12 protein-coding genes and 1 pseudogene are annotated in these 16,748 nt (G+C 67.7%); 11 read left to right on the forward strand and 2 right to left on the reverse strand.

Annotation, left to right across the window (positions count from 1 at the left end; genetic code table 11):
* The 7 genes from WBB14_RS03785 to WBB14_RS03815 all read left to right on the forward strand — a co-directional run.
* Positions 1-1,359 (forward strand): 3-hydroxyacyl-CoA dehydrogenase family protein (locus WBB14_RS03785; protein WP_424238634.1); only part of this gene is annotated, 1,359 nt, incomplete at its 5' end.
* Between the two features lie 78 nt (positions 1,360-1,437).
* Complete coding sequence (locus WBB14_RS03790) at positions 1,438-2,760, forward strand: OmpP1/FadL family transporter (protein WP_424238635.1); 1,323 nt, start codon at positions 1,438-1,440, stop codon at positions 2,758-2,760.
* A 64-nt stretch (positions 2,761-2,824) separates the two neighbouring features.
* On the forward strand, positions 2,825-5,215 hold the full coding sequence (locus WBB14_RS03795; RefSeq protein WP_424238636.1) for a 3-hydroxyacyl-CoA dehydrogenase/enoyl-CoA hydratase family protein: 2,391 nt from the start codon (positions 2,825-2,827) through the stop codon (positions 5,213-5,215).
* 1 nt (position 5,216) lies between these two features.
* Positions 5,217-6,416, forward strand: a complete 1,200-nt coding sequence (locus WBB14_RS03800; RefSeq protein ID WP_424238637.1) for an acetyl-CoA C-acyltransferase — start codon at positions 5,217-5,219, stop codon at positions 6,414-6,416.
* Between the two features lie 17 nt (positions 6,417-6,433).
* Positions 6,434-6,979 (forward strand): PaaI family thioesterase, encoded by a 546-nt coding sequence (locus tag WBB14_RS03805; protein ID WP_424238638.1) that lies wholly within the window; start codon positions 6,434-6,436, stop codon positions 6,977-6,979.
* Positions 6,943-7,533, forward strand: a complete 591-nt coding sequence (locus tag WBB14_RS03810; protein ID WP_424238639.1) for a chalcone isomerase family protein — start codon at positions 6,943-6,945, stop codon at positions 7,531-7,533. The genes WBB14_RS03805 and WBB14_RS03810 overlap by 37 nt, the downstream gene beginning before the upstream one ends.
* A 55-nt stretch (positions 7,534-7,588) precedes the next feature.
* Positions 7,589-9,292, forward strand: a complete 1,704-nt coding sequence (locus tag WBB14_RS03815) for an AMP-binding protein (RefSeq protein WP_424238640.1) — start codon at positions 7,589-7,591, stop codon at positions 9,290-9,292.
* Positions 9,293-9,343: 51 nt separating this feature from the next.
* Here the strand turns inward: WBB14_RS03815 and WBB14_RS03820 are convergent, their stop codons facing one another.
* Together WBB14_RS03820 and WBB14_RS03825 are read right to left on the reverse strand one after the other, a co-directional pair.
* Positions 9,344-10,912, reverse strand: a complete 1,569-nt coding sequence (locus WBB14_RS03820; RefSeq protein WP_424238641.1) for a sulfatase-like hydrolase/transferase — start codon at positions 10,910-10,912, stop codon at positions 9,344-9,346.
* A 10-nt stretch (positions 10,913-10,922) separates the two neighbouring features.
* Complete coding sequence (locus WBB14_RS03825; protein ID WP_424238642.1) at positions 10,923-11,897, reverse strand: tripartite tricarboxylate transporter substrate-binding protein; 975 nt, start codon at positions 11,895-11,897, stop codon at positions 10,923-10,925.
* Between the two features lie 166 nt (positions 11,898-12,063).
* Between WBB14_RS03825 and WBB14_RS03830 the strand changes: the two genes are divergently transcribed.
* The 4 genes and pseudogenes from WBB14_RS03830 to dtnK all read left to right on the forward strand — a co-directional run.
* Positions 12,064-12,588 carry a MarR family winged helix-turn-helix transcriptional regulator gene (locus WBB14_RS03830; RefSeq protein WP_424238643.1) on the forward strand — a complete coding sequence of 175 codons (525 nt, stop codon included), beginning with the start codon at positions 12,064-12,066 and terminating at the stop codon, positions 12,586-12,588.
* A gap of 200 nt (positions 12,589-12,788) precedes the next feature.
* Entirely contained in the window at positions 12,789-14,954 is a 2,166-nt protein-coding gene (locus tag WBB14_RS03835; RefSeq protein ID WP_424238645.1) for a TonB-dependent siderophore receptor, read from the forward strand.
* Positions 14,955-15,101: 147 nt separating this feature from the next.
* A complete protein-coding gene (locus tag WBB14_RS03840; RefSeq protein WP_424238644.1) occupies positions 15,102-16,127 on the forward strand; it encodes a 2-keto-3-deoxygluconate permease in 1,026 nt (341 codons plus the stop codon).
* Positions 16,124-16,748 (forward strand): annotated as a pseudogene (dtnK, locus tag WBB14_RS03845) (D-threonate kinase); the annotation flags it as partial. The gene WBB14_RS03840 and the pseudogene dtnK, both read left to right, overlap by 4 nt.

Genomic DNA, 16,748 nt, shown 5'->3' on the forward strand with positions numbered 1-16,748 from the left:
CGCCAGACCGTGCTGTCGCGCAAGGCGCCGCGCCGCGCGCGCGGCTTCGGCGGCTGGGCCAACCGCTGGCCGCTCAAGGCCATCGTCGCCAGCCGCGCCCGCAAGCAGATCGCCGCCAAGGATCCGCTGGGTCACTATCCGGCCGCGCCCGCCATCGTCGACATCTGGGAACAGCACGGCGGCAACGCCCTGCAGGCGCCCGCGCTGATCGACCACATCATTTCCTCCGACACCGCCCGCAACCTGCTGCGCGTGTTCCGCCTGCAGGAGCGGTTGAAGGCCAATGGCAAACAGGCCGGCATCACGCCCGCGCGCCACGTGCACGTAGTCGGCGCCGGCGTGATGGGCGGCGATATCGCCGCCTGGTGCGCGCTCAAGGGCATGACGGTCACCTTGCAGGACCAGGACATGGCGCGCATCGCCCCTGCCATCAAGCGCGCCGCCCAGCTGTACTCGCGCCGCCTGAAGGATCCGCGGCTGGCGCGCGCGGCGTTCGACCGCCTGGTACCCGACCCTGCGGGCGGCGGCGTGCCGCTGGCCGACATCGTCATCGAAGCCATCAGCGAACAGCCCGAGGCCAAACGCGCGCTCTACCGCTCGCTGGAGCCGCGCATGAAGGCCGACGCGCTGCTCGCCACCAACACCTCCAGCCTGCCGCTGGAGACCCTGCGCGCAGGCCTCGCGCGTCCGGAACGGCTGGTGGGCATCCACTTCTTCAATCCCGTGGCCAAGATGCCTCTGGTGGAGGTAGTGCACGCCGACGGCGACGCAGACGCCGCGCAAGCCCGCGCCTGCGCGTTCGTCGGCCAGATCGACAAGCTGGCGCTGCCGGTCAAGAGCGCGCCGGGCTTCCTGGTCAACGCCGTGCTGGCGCCCTACATGCTGCAGGCCATGCGCAGCGTGGACGACGGCCTGGCGCCCGAGGCCGTGGACGCGGCCATGGTCGCCTTCGGCATGCCGATGGGACCGTTGGAGCTGGCCGATACCGTGGGCCTGGACATCGCGCGCGCGGCTGGCGAGGAATTGGCTGGCGGCGCCGAACCGCCGCGCTGCCTGGCCGAGCGCCTGGCGCGCGGCGACCTGGGCAAGAAGAGCGGCCGCGGCTTCTACGCCTGGCGCGACGGCAAGCCGGTCAAGGGCAGCAGTCCAGTGGGCGCGCCCGCCGGACTGGCGCAGCGCCTGATCCAGCCGCTGATAGACGCCACGCGCCAGCGCGTGGATGCGGGCATCGTCGCCGACGCCGACCTGGCCGACGCGGGCGTGATTTTCGGAACGGGGTTCGCGCCATTCACGGGCGGACCCTTGCATTACCAGAGCAGTAACGCATTGCGCGATATAAGACCGGCTGAGGCCGATTAGGACCAGTACCCCCCTAAACCGGAACGACAAGACCGGCAGTGCCATAGAGACATCTATCCATCACGAGGAGGCAGTACCATGAGCAGACGTTCATTGTCCCTGAGCACCTTGTCGGCCCTCGTGGTCGGCCTGGGCGCGACCACGGCAACGCACTCGGCCGGCTTTCAGCTCCTGGAGCAGAACGCCAGCGGCCTGGGCAACGCCTATGCGGGCTCTGCGGCGAATCCGGAGAACGCCAGCATCATCTATTACAACCCGGCCGGCATGACCTACCTGCCCGGCTTCAACGTGTCCGGCGGCGTCAATCTGATCAAGCCGTCGTTCAAGTTTTCCGACAACGGCGACAGCCGCAATCCCAGCATTCCCGGCCTGCCGGGCACCGGCCTGGGCGGATCGCGCCCGACCGGCGGCAACGGCGGCGACGCCGGCAACCTGGGCGTGGTGCCCAATATGTATGCCTCCTGGCAATTGAACGAACAGTGGTACATCGGCCTGGGCGTGGGCGCTCCCTTCGGCCTGATGACCGAGTACGACGACGGCTGGGTGGGCCAGTACCACTCCAACAAGTTCGAGATCAAGACGATCAACGTCAACCCGTCGATCGCCTACAAGGTCAACGAGAAGTTCTCCATGGGCTTTGGCCTGAATTGGCAGCACATTGACGCCAATTACAAAAAGAAGGCCGTGCTTCCCGTTCCCGGCATGCCGCTGGGCACCACCGGCGACGCCGACCTGAATCTCAAGGGCGACGCCTGGGGCTGGAACGTGGGCTTCATGCTGCAACCGACGGAAGACACCCGCATCGGCCTGTCCTACCGCTCCAAGATCAAGCACACGGCCAAGGGCGACACCGATATCACCAGCATCTATCCGCGCGGCAACTCGGTGTCGTTCGACGCCAAGGCGACCGTATCACTGCCCGACACACTGATCCTGAGCGCGGCGCACCAGTTGAACGAACGCTGGGAGCTGCTGGGCGACGTTTCCTGGACGGGTTGGAGCAGCATCCCAAATCTGCTGATCCGCAACTCGGGCCCCGGCGCTCGCGACGACAACCTGCCGCTGAATTTCCGCGACAGCTGGCGCGTCGCCCTGGGCGCCAACTACAAGTTCGCGCCCAACTGGAAGTGGAAGTTCGGCGTCGCCTTCGACCAGTCGCCCGTGTACAAGGAAGCCGACCGCCCGACCTCGCTGCCGGACAACGACCGTTACTGGCTCTCGACCGGCGTGCAGTGGCAGGCCACCAAGGACACCACGCTCGACGTAGGCTATACCTATCTTTACCTGCGCAAGACGGACATCGATACGACGTCCGGCAACCAGCTGACCAAGGGCCGCGTCGCGGGCACCTACGACAGCAATGCCCACATCCTGGGCATACAGCTGTCGTCCCGCTTCTAACCCGCCCCGGATGGCGGCCCGGCCCGGTCCGCCCCGCCATCCGTTTTTTTTTCAGGAGACTGCCTTGAGCAAGTTCGTCGTCAAACACGTCGCCGTCCTGGGGGCCGGCGTCATGGGCGCGCAGATCGCCGCCCATCTGGCCAATGCCGGCGTGCCCGTCACGCTGTTCGACCTGGCCGCCCCCGAAGGCGACCGCAACGGCGCGGTCAAGAAGGCGATCGCCGGCTTGAAGAAGCTGGAACCGGCGCCGCTGGCCGGCGCGGCGCGCCTGGCGTACATCACGCCCGCCAACTACGACGACGACCTGGAACAGCTGCGCGGCTGCGACCTGGTCATCGAGGCCATCGCCGAACGCATGGACTGGAAGACCGCGCTGTACGAGCGCATCGCGCCGCACGTCGCTCCCAGCGCCATCATCGCCTCCAACACCTCGGGCCTGTCGATCGACGCACTGGCCAACGCCCTGCCCGCGGGCCTGCGCGACCGCTTTTGCGGCATCCACTTTTTCAATCCGCCCCGCTACATGCGGCTGGTGGAGATCATCGCCACTACGCACACCCAGCCCGCGGTGCTCGACCAGCTTGAAACCTGGTTAACCTCGACCCTCGGCAAGGGCGTGATCCGCGCACTGGACACGCCCAACTTCGTGGCCAATCGCATCGGCGTGTTTTCGATCCTGGCAGCCATGCACCACACGGCCCGCCTCGGGCTGGCGTTCGACGAGGTCGACGCGCTGACCGGGCCGAGGATCGGCCGCCCCAAGAGCGCCACCTACCGCACCGCCGACGTGGTCGGCCTGGACACGCTGGCCCACGTGGTCGGCACCATGGAAAAGAACCTGCCGGACGATCCCTGGCACCGCTATTTCAAGCTGCCTGACTGGCTCTCGGCCCTGATCGCCAAGGGCGCGCTGGGCCAGAAAAGCGGCGCCGGCGTCTATCGCAAGCAGGGCAAGGAAATCCAGGTGCTGGACCTGAAGGCGCAGGACTACGCGCCCGGCACCGGCAAGCTGGCCGACGAAGTCGCCGCCCTGTTGAAGGAACGCGACCCGGGCAAGCGCTTTGCAGCGCTGCGCGCCAGCAGCCATCCCCAGGCCCAGTTCCTGTGGAGCCTGTTCCGCGACATCTTCCACTACAGCGCCGTGCAGCTTGAACACGTGGCCGACAACGCGCGCGACCTGGACCTGGCCATGCGCTGGGGCTTCGGCTGGGCGCAAGGCCCGTTCGAAACCTGGCAGGCCGCCGGCTGGCAGGCCATCGCCGCCGCCGTTGCCGAGGACATCGCCGCCGGCCAGGCCATGAGCGACGCGCCGCTGCCGGCCTGGGCGCTGGAACCGGACCGCCAGGGCGTGCATGCGCCGCAAGGCTCCTATTCCGCGCGCACCGGCCAACTGCGCCCGCGCTCGACCCTGCCGGTGTACCGCCGCCAGTTGTTCCCCGAACGCGTCTACGGCGAAGGCGCCGGCGAGCGCGGCGTCACCATCTGGGAAAACGAAGGCGTGCGCCTGTGGAACCTGCCGCAGGTCGACGCCGGCGTGGCCATACTGTCCGTCATCTCGAAGAACCACACCCTGGGCGCGGAAGTGCTCGAAGGCATCCTGCAGGCGGTGGCGCGGGCCGAGCGCGAATACGACGGCCTGGTCATCTGGCATGACGCGCCCTTCGCCGTGGGCGCCAATCTGCAGCAGGTCGCCGAGGCCTGCGCCGCCGGCCAGTGGGACATGCTGGAAGCCACGGTCGAGAAATTCCAACGCACCTCGCAGTCGTTCAAGTACGCGCAGATTCCCACCGTGGCGGCCGTGCAGGGCATGGCGCTGGGCGGCGGCTGCGAATTCCTGATGCATGCCTCGCACCGGGTGCTGGCGCTGGAAAGCTATGTCGGGCTGGTGGAAGCCGGCGTCGGGCTGATTCCGGCCGGCGGCGGCAGCAAGGAATTCGCCGGCCGCGCCGCCGCCCTGGCGGCCGCGACCGCCACGCCGGGCGAGGTCTTCCCATACCTGCAGCCGGTGTTCCAGACCATCGCCACGGCGCAGGTCGCCAAGAGCGCGCTGGAAGCCATCGCCACGGGCTTCGCCCGCGACCATGACATCGTCGTGTTCCATCCGGACGAGCTGCTATACGTCGCCATCGGCCAGGCCCGCGCCGCGGCCGAGGCCGGCTACACGCCGCCGCCCCGCCTGCGCGACATTCCCGTCGCCGGCCGCAACGGCATCGCCAACTTCGAAATGGTGCTGGTCAACATGCGCGAAGGCGGCATGATCAGCGCCCATGACTACCGCGTGGCGCGCAGCGCCGCCGTGGCCCTGTGCGGCGGCGAAGTCGAAACCGGCGCCAAGGTGGACGAGGAATGGCTGCTGGCCGTGGAGCGCAAGGAATTCGTGGCGCTGCTGCGCACGCCCGAGACCCAGGCCCGCATCCGCCACACCCTCGACACCGGCAAGCCCCTGAGGAACTGACATGAGCAAGCAGATTCAAGACGCCTACATCGTCGCCGCCACGCGCCTGCCGGTGGGCAAGCGCAACGGCGCCTACATCACCACCCGCCCCGACGACATGCTGGCCGCCGCGCTCAATGGCGCGCTGGCGCAGGTCCCGGGCCTGGACGCCGCGCGCATCGACGACGTCATCGCCGGCTGCGCCATGCCGGAAGCCGAACAGGGCATGAACGTGGCCCGCATCGGCCTGTTGCTTGCCGGCCTGCCGCAAAGCGTGGCGGGCGTCACCGTGAACCGCTTCTGCGCCTCCGGCCTGCAGGCGGTGGCGGACGCCGCAGCCCGCATCCGCACCGGCGAAGCCGACATCATGATAGGCGCGGGTACCGAGTCCATGAGCGCCATGCCGCAGATCATGGGCAACAAGGTATCGATGAACCCCGCCATCTTCGAGCACCAGGAAAACATCGGCATGGCCTTCGGCATGGGCCTGACCGGCGAGAAGGTCGCCGAACGCTGGAAGGTCTCGCGCGAGGACCAGGACGCCTTCGCCCTGGCCTCGCACCAGAAGGCCTGCGCGGCCATCGCCGCCGGCCACTTCCGCGCCGAGATCACGCCCTATGAAACGGTATCGCGCCAGCCCGGCGACGCCAGCGGCACGGTGAGCGTCACGCGCCGCCTGGTCGAGGTGGACGAGGGGCCGCGCCCGGACAGCAGCGCCGCGGCGCTGGCCCGGCTGAAGCCCGTGTTCGCCGCGCGCGGCAGCGTCACTGCCGGCAACAGCTCGCAGATGTCCGACGGCGCCGCCGCCGTGATCCTGGTGTCCGACCGCATCCTGCGCGAATTCAACCTGAGCCCGCTGGCGCGCTTTGTCAGTTTCGCCGTGGCCGGCGTGCCGCCCGAGGTCATGGGCATCGGTCCCGTGGCAGCGATCCCCAAGGTGCTGCAGCGCGCCGGCATCGGCCAGGACGCGCTGGACTGGATCGAACTGAACGAAGCCTTCGCCGCCCAGTCGCTGGCCGTCATCCGCGAGCTGAAGCTGGATCCGTCCAAGGTCAACCCGCTGGGCGGGGCGATCGCGCTGGGCCACCCGCTGGGCGCCACGGGCGCGATCCGCACCGCCACCATCACCCACGGCCTGCGCCGCACGGGCGGCAAGTACGGGCTGGTGACCATGTGCATCGGCACCGGCATGGGCGCGGCGGGCCTGTTCGAGGCGATGTAGGCGGAGCGGCGCGGAGCATGAAGCCCTATTGGTTCAAGAACCTGTCGCCGACATGGCGGGCGCGCCTGATGCGGGTGGGTTTCAACCTGCATCCGGCGTTCCGCGCCACTGGCGGCAAAGTGGTGCATGTGTCCGCGGACTTCCACCATATCCGCATCAAGCTGCCGCTGCTGCGGCGCACCCGCAATATCGTCGGCTCGATGTACGGCGGTTCGCTGTTCGCCGTGACCGACGGCGCCCATCCCACGATGCTGATGTCCGCGCTGGGCGCGGACCATATCGTGTGGGACAAGGCCGCCTCCATCCGGTACCGCAAGCCGGCATACGCCACGCTGTACGTGGACTTCCGGCTGCAGCCCGGGGAAATCGCGGAAATCCGCGCGATCCTGGCGCGCGACCATGAAACCACCCGGACCTATACGGTGGAACTCAAGGACCGCGACGGCGTGGTTTACGCCGTCGTGGAACGCACGATCTATATCGCAGACAAGAAGTTCTACAAGCAGAAGAACACAGGAGGAGACACATGCGCCGTATCCCCGGAGGGCGAACCGTCGCCCTGAGCCTCATGTTTGCCGCCTGCCTGGCCGGCGCCCCCACCCAAGCCGCCGACGTGGAAGTCGCCGGCGTGCGCGTGCCGGACAGCCTGTCGGAAGGCGGCCGCACGCTGGTGCTGAACGGCGCCGGCGTGCGCACCAAGTTCGTCGTCAAGGTCTACGTGGCCGCGCTGTACGCCACCGCCAAGAGCAGCGACGCCGCCGCGCTGGTCAACAGCGAGGAACCGCGCCGCATGCGCCTGCGCCTGCTTCGCGACGTGGACAGCAAGAGCCTCGACGAAGCCCTGCAGGACGGTTTGCGCGACAATACGTCCGCACAGGAACTGGCCGAGCTGAAAGCGCCGGCCGGCCGCCTGTCCGCCTTGATGGCGGAAATCGGATCGGTGCGCGAAGGCGATGTGGTCGACCTGGATTTCGACGCCCGCGGCGTCGCGGTCCTGGACAACAGCAAACTGCGCGGCCGCATCGACAGCCCCGCGTTCGCGCGCGCCCTGCTGCGGGTCTGGCTGGGCGAAAAGCCCGCGCAAGCCTCCCTGAAAAAAGCCCTGCTGGGCGGCTAGAGGCCGCGCAAGGCCCTTATTTTCTGTGTACAGGCCCTAGACGGAAACCCGGTAAATGGAACGAATCTGGCAGAAAAGCTATCCCGCGGGCGTGCCCGCGGAGATCGAGATGGACGGCGTGACGACGCTGGTTTCGGTCGTGCGCGAGAGCTGCCGGCGCTACGCCGGCAAGACCTCGTACATCAGCATGGGCAAGTCGATCAGCTATGCCGAGCTGGACCGGTTGACGCGCGACTTCGCCGCCTGGCTACACGCCAACGGCCTGGGCCGCGGCGACCGCGTCGCGCTCATGATGCCCAACCTGCTGCAATACCCAGTGTGCCTGTTCGGCGCCCTGCGCGCCGGCTGCGTGGTGGTCAATTGCAATCCCCTGTATACCCCACACGAACTCCAGCATCAGCTGGCCGACTCGGGCGCCCGCCTCATCGTGGTGGCGGACAACTTCGCCGCCACCGTGCAGAAGTCGCTGGAGGGAACCGCGATAGAACGCGTGGTGGTGACGTCGATCGGCGAGCTGCTGGGGCCGCTCAAGGGGCGCCTGGTGGATTTCGTGGTCCGCCGCGTCAAACGCATGGTGCCCGCGTGGTCCCTGCCCGACGCCGTCCGGCTGGGCGATGCGCTACACGCCGGTAACAGCGCGCCCTTCACCGAAGTGGCGCTGGATCAGCGCGACCTGGCCTGCCTGCAATACACCGGCGGCACCACCGGCGTGGCCAAGGCCGCCATGCTCACCCATGGCAACCTGGTGGCCAACCTGAGCCAGGCCTATGCCTGGGTCAAGCCGCTGGTGACCGAAGGCGAGGAATGCATCGTGACGGCCTTGCCGCTGTATCACATCTTCGCGCTGACGGCGAACTGCCTGACGTTCATGAAGATGGGAGCCAGCAACCTGCTCATCATCAACCCGCGCGACATTCCCGGCCTGGTCAAGGAAATGCGCAAGGTGCCGTTCTCGGCCTTCACGGGCGTAAACACGCTGTTCAACGCCCTGCTCAACAATCCGGATTTTGCGCGCCTGGATTTTTCGCGGCTACGCCTCACGATGGGCGGCGGCATGGCGGTGCAGCGCTCCGTGGCTGACCGCTGGCGCGCCGTCACCGGCCGCTCGCTGGCGCAAGCCTACGGCCTGACCGAAACCTCGCCCGCAGTCACGATCAATCCGTTGGACGTGCAGGAATTCACCGGATCGATCGGCCTGCCCGTGCCGTCCACCGAGATTTCCATCCGCGACGATGCCGGCACGGAACTGGGCATAGGCGAGACCGGCGAAATCTGCGTGCGCGGCCCCCAGGTCACGCAGGGCTATTGGCAAAGGCCCGACGAAACCGCGCTGGTCCTGTACCCGGACGGTTTCCTGCGCACCGGCGACGTCGGCTACGTGGACGAGAAGGGCTACGTGTTCCTGGTGGACCGCAAGAAGGACATGATTCTGGTGTCCGGCTTCAACGTCTATCCCAACGAGGTCGAGGACGTGGCCGCGCTGCATCCCGGCGTGCGCGAAGTGGCGGCGGTGGGCGTGCCCGACGAGCGCTCGGGCGAGGCGGTCAAGCTGTACGTGATCCGCAAGGATCCCACCCTGGATGCCGAGACCCTGATCGCGCATTGCCGCAAGCAGCTGACGGGTTACAAGGTACCGCGCTACATCGAGTTCCGCGATGACTTGCCGCGCACCAACGTCGGCAAGATCCTGCGCCGCGAGCTCAAGCCGGCGGCGCAGGAAGCCGCGCCAGCGCCAGTCCGGCAGCCGGGCCAGGCCTGAACCCGCCGGCTCGCCGGGAACGGGAGCCGGCGCCTTGCGCCACTGGCCGGGCTACCACTGCCCGAAGTACACCCCCGCCCGCTTGTGGGCGTTGGTGCCCTTTTCGACCGCCTCGTCGCTGATGGTGGTGCGGCGCTTGCCGCGCAGCATCCATTCCAGCAGGCGCTGGCGCAGCGCCTGGCGCGTTTGCGCATGCGCGCTGCTCGCGCCCAGGTCCTGGTACTCATCGGGATCGGCGTGCAGGTCGAAGAGTTGCTCGCGCTCGTCCAGCCAATACACGTAGCGCCAGCGGTCCGTGCGCACCGACCAGGCGCGGGCGTTCTGCGGCGTCTTGCCGCAAAGGATGCGAGCCTGGCGGAAGCTGTAATCCAGTTCGGAATACACGCAGTCGCGCCAGGGCGTAGCGGCATCGCGGCCATGCAGCAAGGTCTGGAGTTCGCGGCCCTCCAGCCTGTGGCCGGGCCCGGGCGTACCCAGCGCGCGCAGCACCGTGGGCACCAGGTCCACGCTTTCCACCATGTCATCCAGCGCGCGGCCGCGCGTGGCGTCGGCCGCGGCCGAGGGATCCATGACGATGAAGGGCACGCGTTGCGCGGTGTCGTAGAACAGCTCTTTTTCGCCCAGCCAGTGATCGCCGAGGAAGTCGCCGTGGTCCGCGGTGAACACGATCAGCGTGTTCTTCATCAGGCCCGCGCCTTCCATGTAGTCGAACAGCCGGCCCAGATGGTCGTCCAGCTGCCGGATCAAGCCCTGGTAGGCCGGACGCACCACGCGCACGCACTCGTCGGTGGCAAAGCTGACGCTCTCTTCGTGCTGCCGGTAGGCAGCCACCACCGGGTGCGCGTTCTCCAGTTCTTCCCGGTTGCGCCGCACCGGCAGGCATTGGTCCGGGGTATAGAGCTTGTGATAGGGGTCCGGCGCCATGTAGGGCCAATGCGGCTTTACGTAGCTCAGGTGCAGCACCCAGGGCTGGCTGCCACGGCGCCGCATGAAGTCCAGCGCCTGGTCCGTCATGTAGGCGGTCTCGGAATGCGGCTCGGCCACGCGCGCGGGCAGATGCGCGTTGCGCATGTTCCAGCCGCTGACCACTTGGCCGCCCGCGTCTACCGCGGCGATCACGTAGTCGCTCCAAGGGTCGGCGCTGTCGTAGCCGTGTCGCCGCAGAAAGGCGGGATAAGCGCTTTCGTCGCCCGGCTCGTGGTGGCCGTCGTAGCGGTCCAGTTCGACGAAGCCGCCGCGGCTGAGCAGTACGCCCAGTTCGGAGGATCCATCGATGGCCAGCCGCTCCATGCCCTCCTTGTCGGGAATGATATGGGTCTTGCCGGCCAGCGCCAATTCGCGGCCCTGTCCCGCCAGGTACTCGCCCAGCGTGATCTCGTTGACCGACAACGGCACGCGGTTCCAGGTGGCGCCGTGGCGCGAGGGATAACGGCCGGTGTAGTAGCTCATGCGCGACGGCCCGCACACGCCCGAGTTGACGAAGGCGCGATCGAAGCGCGCGCCGCGCGCCGCCAGCGCGTCCAGGCTGGGCGTCCGCAGGTAGGGATGGCCATAACAGCTCAGGTGATCCGCCCGCAGCTGATCGGCCATGATGAACAACACGTTCTGCACATCGCTCATCGCCGCCCTCCTATTGCGTGGCCGTGAAGCCGGATGCGCGCACCACCGGCTCCCATTGCTTGCGGTAGGCGGCCAAGGCGTCGGCCGTGCCGCGCGCATCCAGCGACACCGGCTCCAGGTATGCGGCGCGCACGGCCTCCTGCATGGCGGGATCGCGCAGCACCGCCGCGATGTCCGCGCCTAGCCGTTCGGCCTTGGCTTGTGGCATTGCGGTCGGCGCGAAGAACGCGTTCCAGCCGTCGGCCGCCAGGTTCACCCCGCCTTCCTTGAAGGTGGGCACGTCCTTGAGTTCGGGATCGCGCGCGTCGCCGGACACGGCGAGGATGTGGATCTTGCCGGCGCGGTGCTGCGGCAGCAAGGTATCCAGCGTATCTATGCCTTGCGGCAGGATGCCCCCTATCAGTTCTGAAATCAGCGGCGCCGATCCCCGGTAGCCCACCACTTCCGGCTCCTGGCCCAGTTCGCGGCCCAACATCAACGCAAAGAAGTGCGGCAGGCTGCCGGTGGCCGGCACGCCCACGGCGAACTGCTTGGGATTCGCCGTCAACCACTGCCGCAGGCCGGCCAGATCGTGGATCGGCGAATTCGCCGCCACGGCGAGCGCGAACTTGTAGCGGCTGACCAGCGATACCGGCTTGAAGTCGCGCTGCGCGTCATAGCCCGGCTGGGCATAGACCAGCGGCGCCACCACCATCACGGCCGGATTCGCCAGCATCAGCACGTTCTGGCCGGCCGGCGCCGCATGCAAGGCTTGCGCCGCGATGCGGCCTCCCGCGCCGGTCTTGTTCTCGACCACCACAGGCACGCCGACCCGCTCCTTGAGCCGATCCGCGACCAGCCGCGCGATGCGGTCCGAGCTACCGCCCGGCGGGTAGCCCACCACCACCGTCAGCGCCCCGTCCAGCGGGGCCTGCTGCGCGCCGGCCAGCGGCGCAGCCCCAACCAGTATCGCCGCCGCGGCAACGCCTGATATCCATTTACCCATGGTCCACTCCTGGAGACAGCGGCCCGCTGTCGATTATGGTTGTCACTGCATGGCCGATACCCAAATAGGGAAATTGAATTTAGCAACGCGCACGTTTGTTGATCTAATCCAGGACTTCCCATAACGATATGCAGCGCGAACTGCAACGCCCTCTGGAGGAGACGCCATGCCTAACATCCCCGAACCCGGCCAACGCCAGCTTGCCGACATGCTGATGTATCGGCTGTACCAGGCGTGGTCACAATCCAATCCGGTATTCCTGCGCCTGTGCGAAGGACGCTTCGGCATCACGCGCCGCGAATGGCGCGTGCTGGCCTGTGCCGTCGAGGGCGGCATCATGAATTCGGCCGAACTGGCCGCCGCCGCCAAGCTCGACCTGACACGCACCTCGCGCACCCTGGGCGCGCTATGCGAGAAAGGCTGGCTGCGCCGCCTGCACGACAGCGTGGACCGCCGCGTGGTGCGCGTGGAAGCGACGGCCGACGGCATCGCCCGCTACGACGCCCTGCTGCCCGAGGTCTCGCACCTGAATGACCTACTGGTGCAGGACCTGAGCGACGACGAGGTCGCCTTGCTGCGCGATTTCCTCGGCCGCATCGAGCAGCGCGGCCGCCGCATGGCCGAAGACAATCTTGTCTCGGAAAAGGCCAGCCGACGCGAAGGCGGCACCCGCCGGCCGCGTTACTCCTGAGCGATTTGTCGCGCCTCGCCAACAGGCGCGCAACTGCAACGGCGTCTCCGGAAACGGCCGCAAGCCACTGAAAGCATGGCGTTTTCCCTTCATCCCCTTACCGCCCGCCAAGCTTTGCAGGGCTTTTTTACATCTGCGGCGCGCCCATTTCCTGACAGCCTTAACTCATCGAATCAATAATAGTTATCGTTGTCATTTGCATACACAGCCGGCCACCCTCAGGCCGCAGGGGAAATCCGTTGAAACGTCACCCTCATCCCGCCGCCCGCCGCGCGCGGCCGCTGGTTCTATTGCCCACCGCCGCCGCCCTTGCCGCCTGCCTGAGCGCTGCGGCCCAGGCCCAGACTGCGGCTCCCGCCGAACCCGCCACCATCCTGCCCGCCGTGCAAGTCACCGGCACCGGAGAAACCGCGACCAGCCCGGTCGAAGGCTATGTCGCCAAGCGCAGCGCCACCGCGACCAAGAGCGACACGCCCCTGTCGGAAACGCCGCAGGCTATCACCGTGATCCCCCGCGCGCAGATCGTGGACCAGGGCGCGCAGAACGTCCAGGACACCATGAACTACGCGGCCGGCGTGCGCCCCAACGCCTATGGCGTGGACAACCGCGCCGACTACGTGCGCATCCGCGGCGTGGAACCGGTGCAGTACCTGGACGGCCTGCGCCAGTACTTCAGCTTCAACAACCCGCGCACCGAGGTCTATGCGATGGAGCGCGTGGAAGTGCTGCGCGGCCCCTCCTCCATGCTGTACGGGCAGGGCAGCACCGGCGGCATCGTCAACCTGGTCAGCAAGCGCCCGCTGGAGGAAACGCAGCGCGAGATCGGCGTGGTGCTGGGCAACCACAACCGCCGCGAGATCCAGGCCGACCTCACGGGCCCGGCCAGCGAGGACGGCCAATGGCTGTACCGCGTCATCGCGGTGGGGCGCGACAGCGACACGCAGGTGCAGTACGCGCCGGACGACCGCCTGATGCTGGCGCCGTCCCTGACCTGGCGCCCCAGCGCGGCCACCTCGCTGACGCTGCAGGCCACCTGGCAGAAGGACCGCGCCGGCACCACGCAGTCCTTCCTGCCGTGGAGCGGTTCGGTGCAGGAAAATCCCAACGGCCGCATCCCGACCCGGCGTTTCGCCAGCGAGCCGGGCTTCGACGCTTACGACACCGAACAATTCAGCGTCGGCTGGCTGTTCGAGCACCAATTCAACGACACCTGGAAGCTGCGGCAGAACTTCCGCAACACAGTCAGCAGCGTCGACTACAAGACGCTCTATCCCAACGTCTACGGCGCGCGCCGCGGCGATTCCTACATCGATCCGGAACAGACCACCGTCGACCGCATTTTCTACGTCAACAAGCCGCGCATGCGCACCCTGCTGGCCGACCAGAACCTGGAAGGCAAGCTGAACTGGGGCCGCACCGAACACACGGTGATCTTCGGCATGGACTATTCGCGCTACCGCGAGACCAGCAAGACCGCGGGTGGCGCGGGGTCGCCGCTGAACCTGTATCACCCCGTGTACGGCAACGCGCCCGAATACGAACTGTCGGACAACCCCAAGATCAACCAGCAGCAGATCGGCTTCTACGCGCAGGACCAGATCAAGTTCGACAAGAACTGGATCTTCCTGGCTGGCATCCGCCGCGACCGCGCCGACAGCACCACCGAAGGCCAGGACCGCGAAACCGACATGGCCACCACCAAGCGCTTCGGCCTGATGTACGCGGCGGACAACGGCTGGTCGCCCTACCTCAGCTACAGCGAATCGTTCACGCCCATCGCCGGCGCCGACTTCTACAACCAGCGCTGGAAGCCCATGCGCGGCAAGCAGGTCGAGGCCGGCATCAAGTACATGCCGAAAGACGCCGACATCGAGTTCACCGCGGCCGCCTACGACCTGCGCGAGAAGAACCGCCAGACTAACGACCCGAACAATCCCAACAACCAGATCCAGGCCGGCAAGACCCGCACGCGCGGCGTCGAGCTGGAGCTGCGCGGCCGCGTCACCAAGGACCTGGACGTGATCGCCAACTACATCTACACCGATCTGGATCCGCAGCTGGAGGCGCAGCCCAAGCACATGGCCTCCATGTGGGGCAAGTACCGCTTCGCGCTGGCCGGCCAGCCTGGCTTTGCGGTGGGCGCGGGCGTGCGCTACCTGTCGGCGTTCCGCGACGGCGGCGCGCCGGAAACGCCGGCAGTCACGCTGTTCGACGCCATGCTCAGCTACGACAACGGTCCCTGGCGCTATGCGCTGAACGTCAACAACATTGCGGACCGCACCTATGAGGTCGTCTGCCTGGATCGCGGCGATTGCTTCTACGGCGCGCGCCGCACCGTCATGCTGAGCGGCGCCTACCGCTTCTAAAATCGGAACGTTTCCGGGGCGGGAAAACCTGTACGTACATGCTGTACGTACAGGTGTACACTACGGTTTTTCATCCCTGATCAACCGTCTGACAGACGCGCGCTCGAACGTCTGCAACCCAGAAAAACCGTCCTGGAGACTCCGATAGTGTCGACCGAAACTACCCGCTCGCCCTTTTTTGGCACGATGCAGAAAATCCCCGGTGGATTGATGCTGGTGCCGCTGATCCTGGGTTCCCTGATCGGCACCTTCGCGCCCGACGCCCTGGCGATCGGCGGCTTCACCACGGCCCTGTTCAAGAACAGCGCCCTGCCCCTGATCGCGCTGCTGATCTTCGCCACCGGCACTCAAGTCAATGCGCGCACCGGCGGTCCGATCCTGGCCACCGCCGGCACCATCCTGCTGATGAAGACGCTGGTGCCCGCCACCCTCATCATCATCCTGGGCAGCTACGTCGGCCTGGACGGCGTGCTCGGCGTCTCCATCCTGGCGCTGCTGGCGGCCTTCGACAACAGCAACGGCGGCCTGTGGCTGGCCTATACCGGCCAGTACGGCGACGCCCGCGACCGCGGCGCCTACGTGGCCAGCGCGGTCAACGACGGCCCCTTCTTCAGCCTGCTGTTCCTGGGCGCTTCGGGCCTGGCCGACATCCCCATGATCGCCCTGGTGGCGGCGCTGGTGCCGTTCCTGCTGGGCGTGGTGGTCGGCAACCTGGACCCCAAGTGGCGCGACGTGCTCAAGCCCGTGCCCAATATCGTCATCCCGTTCTTCGCCTTTGCGCTGGGCACCGGCATCAACCTGGGCGCCGTGGTTTCGGGCGGCATCAGCGGCCTGATCCTGGGCCTGATCATCAGCCCCATCACCGGCGGCCTGGTCTACCTGGGCTATCGCCTGATCCTGAAGCGCGGCGGCAAGAGCGGCCTGGGCTTCGCGGCCGGCACCACCGCCGGCAACGCCATCGCCACTCCCGCGGTCGTGGCGGCGGCCGACCCCAACTTCCAGCAATACGTGTCGACCGCCACCGCGCAGGTCGCCGCCTGCGTGCTGATCAGCTCGATCCTGGCGCCGATGCTGGCCTCGTACTTCCTCAAGCGCGCCGGCGAGCTCAAGTCCGAGGACGCCGACCCCGCGGTCGCGCCGGCCCTGCGTGAAGCGCGCGGAGAAGCGCTTTGAATCCCGCCATCGCCATCGTCGCCGATGACCTGACCGGGTCGGGCGACACGGCGGTGCAGTTCGTGCGCGCCGGCTGGAACACGCACCTGTCCATCGGCGGTGCCGACGAGGCGCTGTCGGGTCCGGGCGCGGCCGGCGTGGAAGTGCTGGCGGTCACGACCAACAGCCGCGCCCTGGCCGCCGCCGACGCGGCCGAGGTGGTCTGGCAGAACGTGCGGCGCCTGCGCGCGGCCGGCGTCACGCGCCTGTACAAGAAAGTGGACTCCACCTTGCGCGGCGCCTTCAAGGCCGAGATCGACGCGGCGCGCGAGGCCTGGGGTCCGGATACCGTGGCCGTGATCTGCCCGGCCTTCCCGGCCACCGGCCGTACCGTCGAACAAGGCGTGCTCTACGTCAACGGCAAGCCGGTCACCGAGACCTCGGCAGCCACCGACCCGGTTACGCCGGTGACCGAAAGCCATATCCCGACCCTGCTGGGTTGCGCCCATGTGGCGGCGCAAGACGGCGACACGCCGCAAGCGCTGGCTGCGCGCATCCGCGCAGCCGGCAACACGGTGGTCGTCGACGCCGCAACCGAAGCCGACCTGGAGCGCCTGGCGCGCGCCATCGGCCTGCTGGGCG

It is taken from the genome of Achromobacter sp. (assembly GCF_049647645.1).
Taxonomy (GTDB): Bacteria; Pseudomonadota; Gammaproteobacteria; order Burkholderiales; family Burkholderiaceae_B; genus Achromobacter.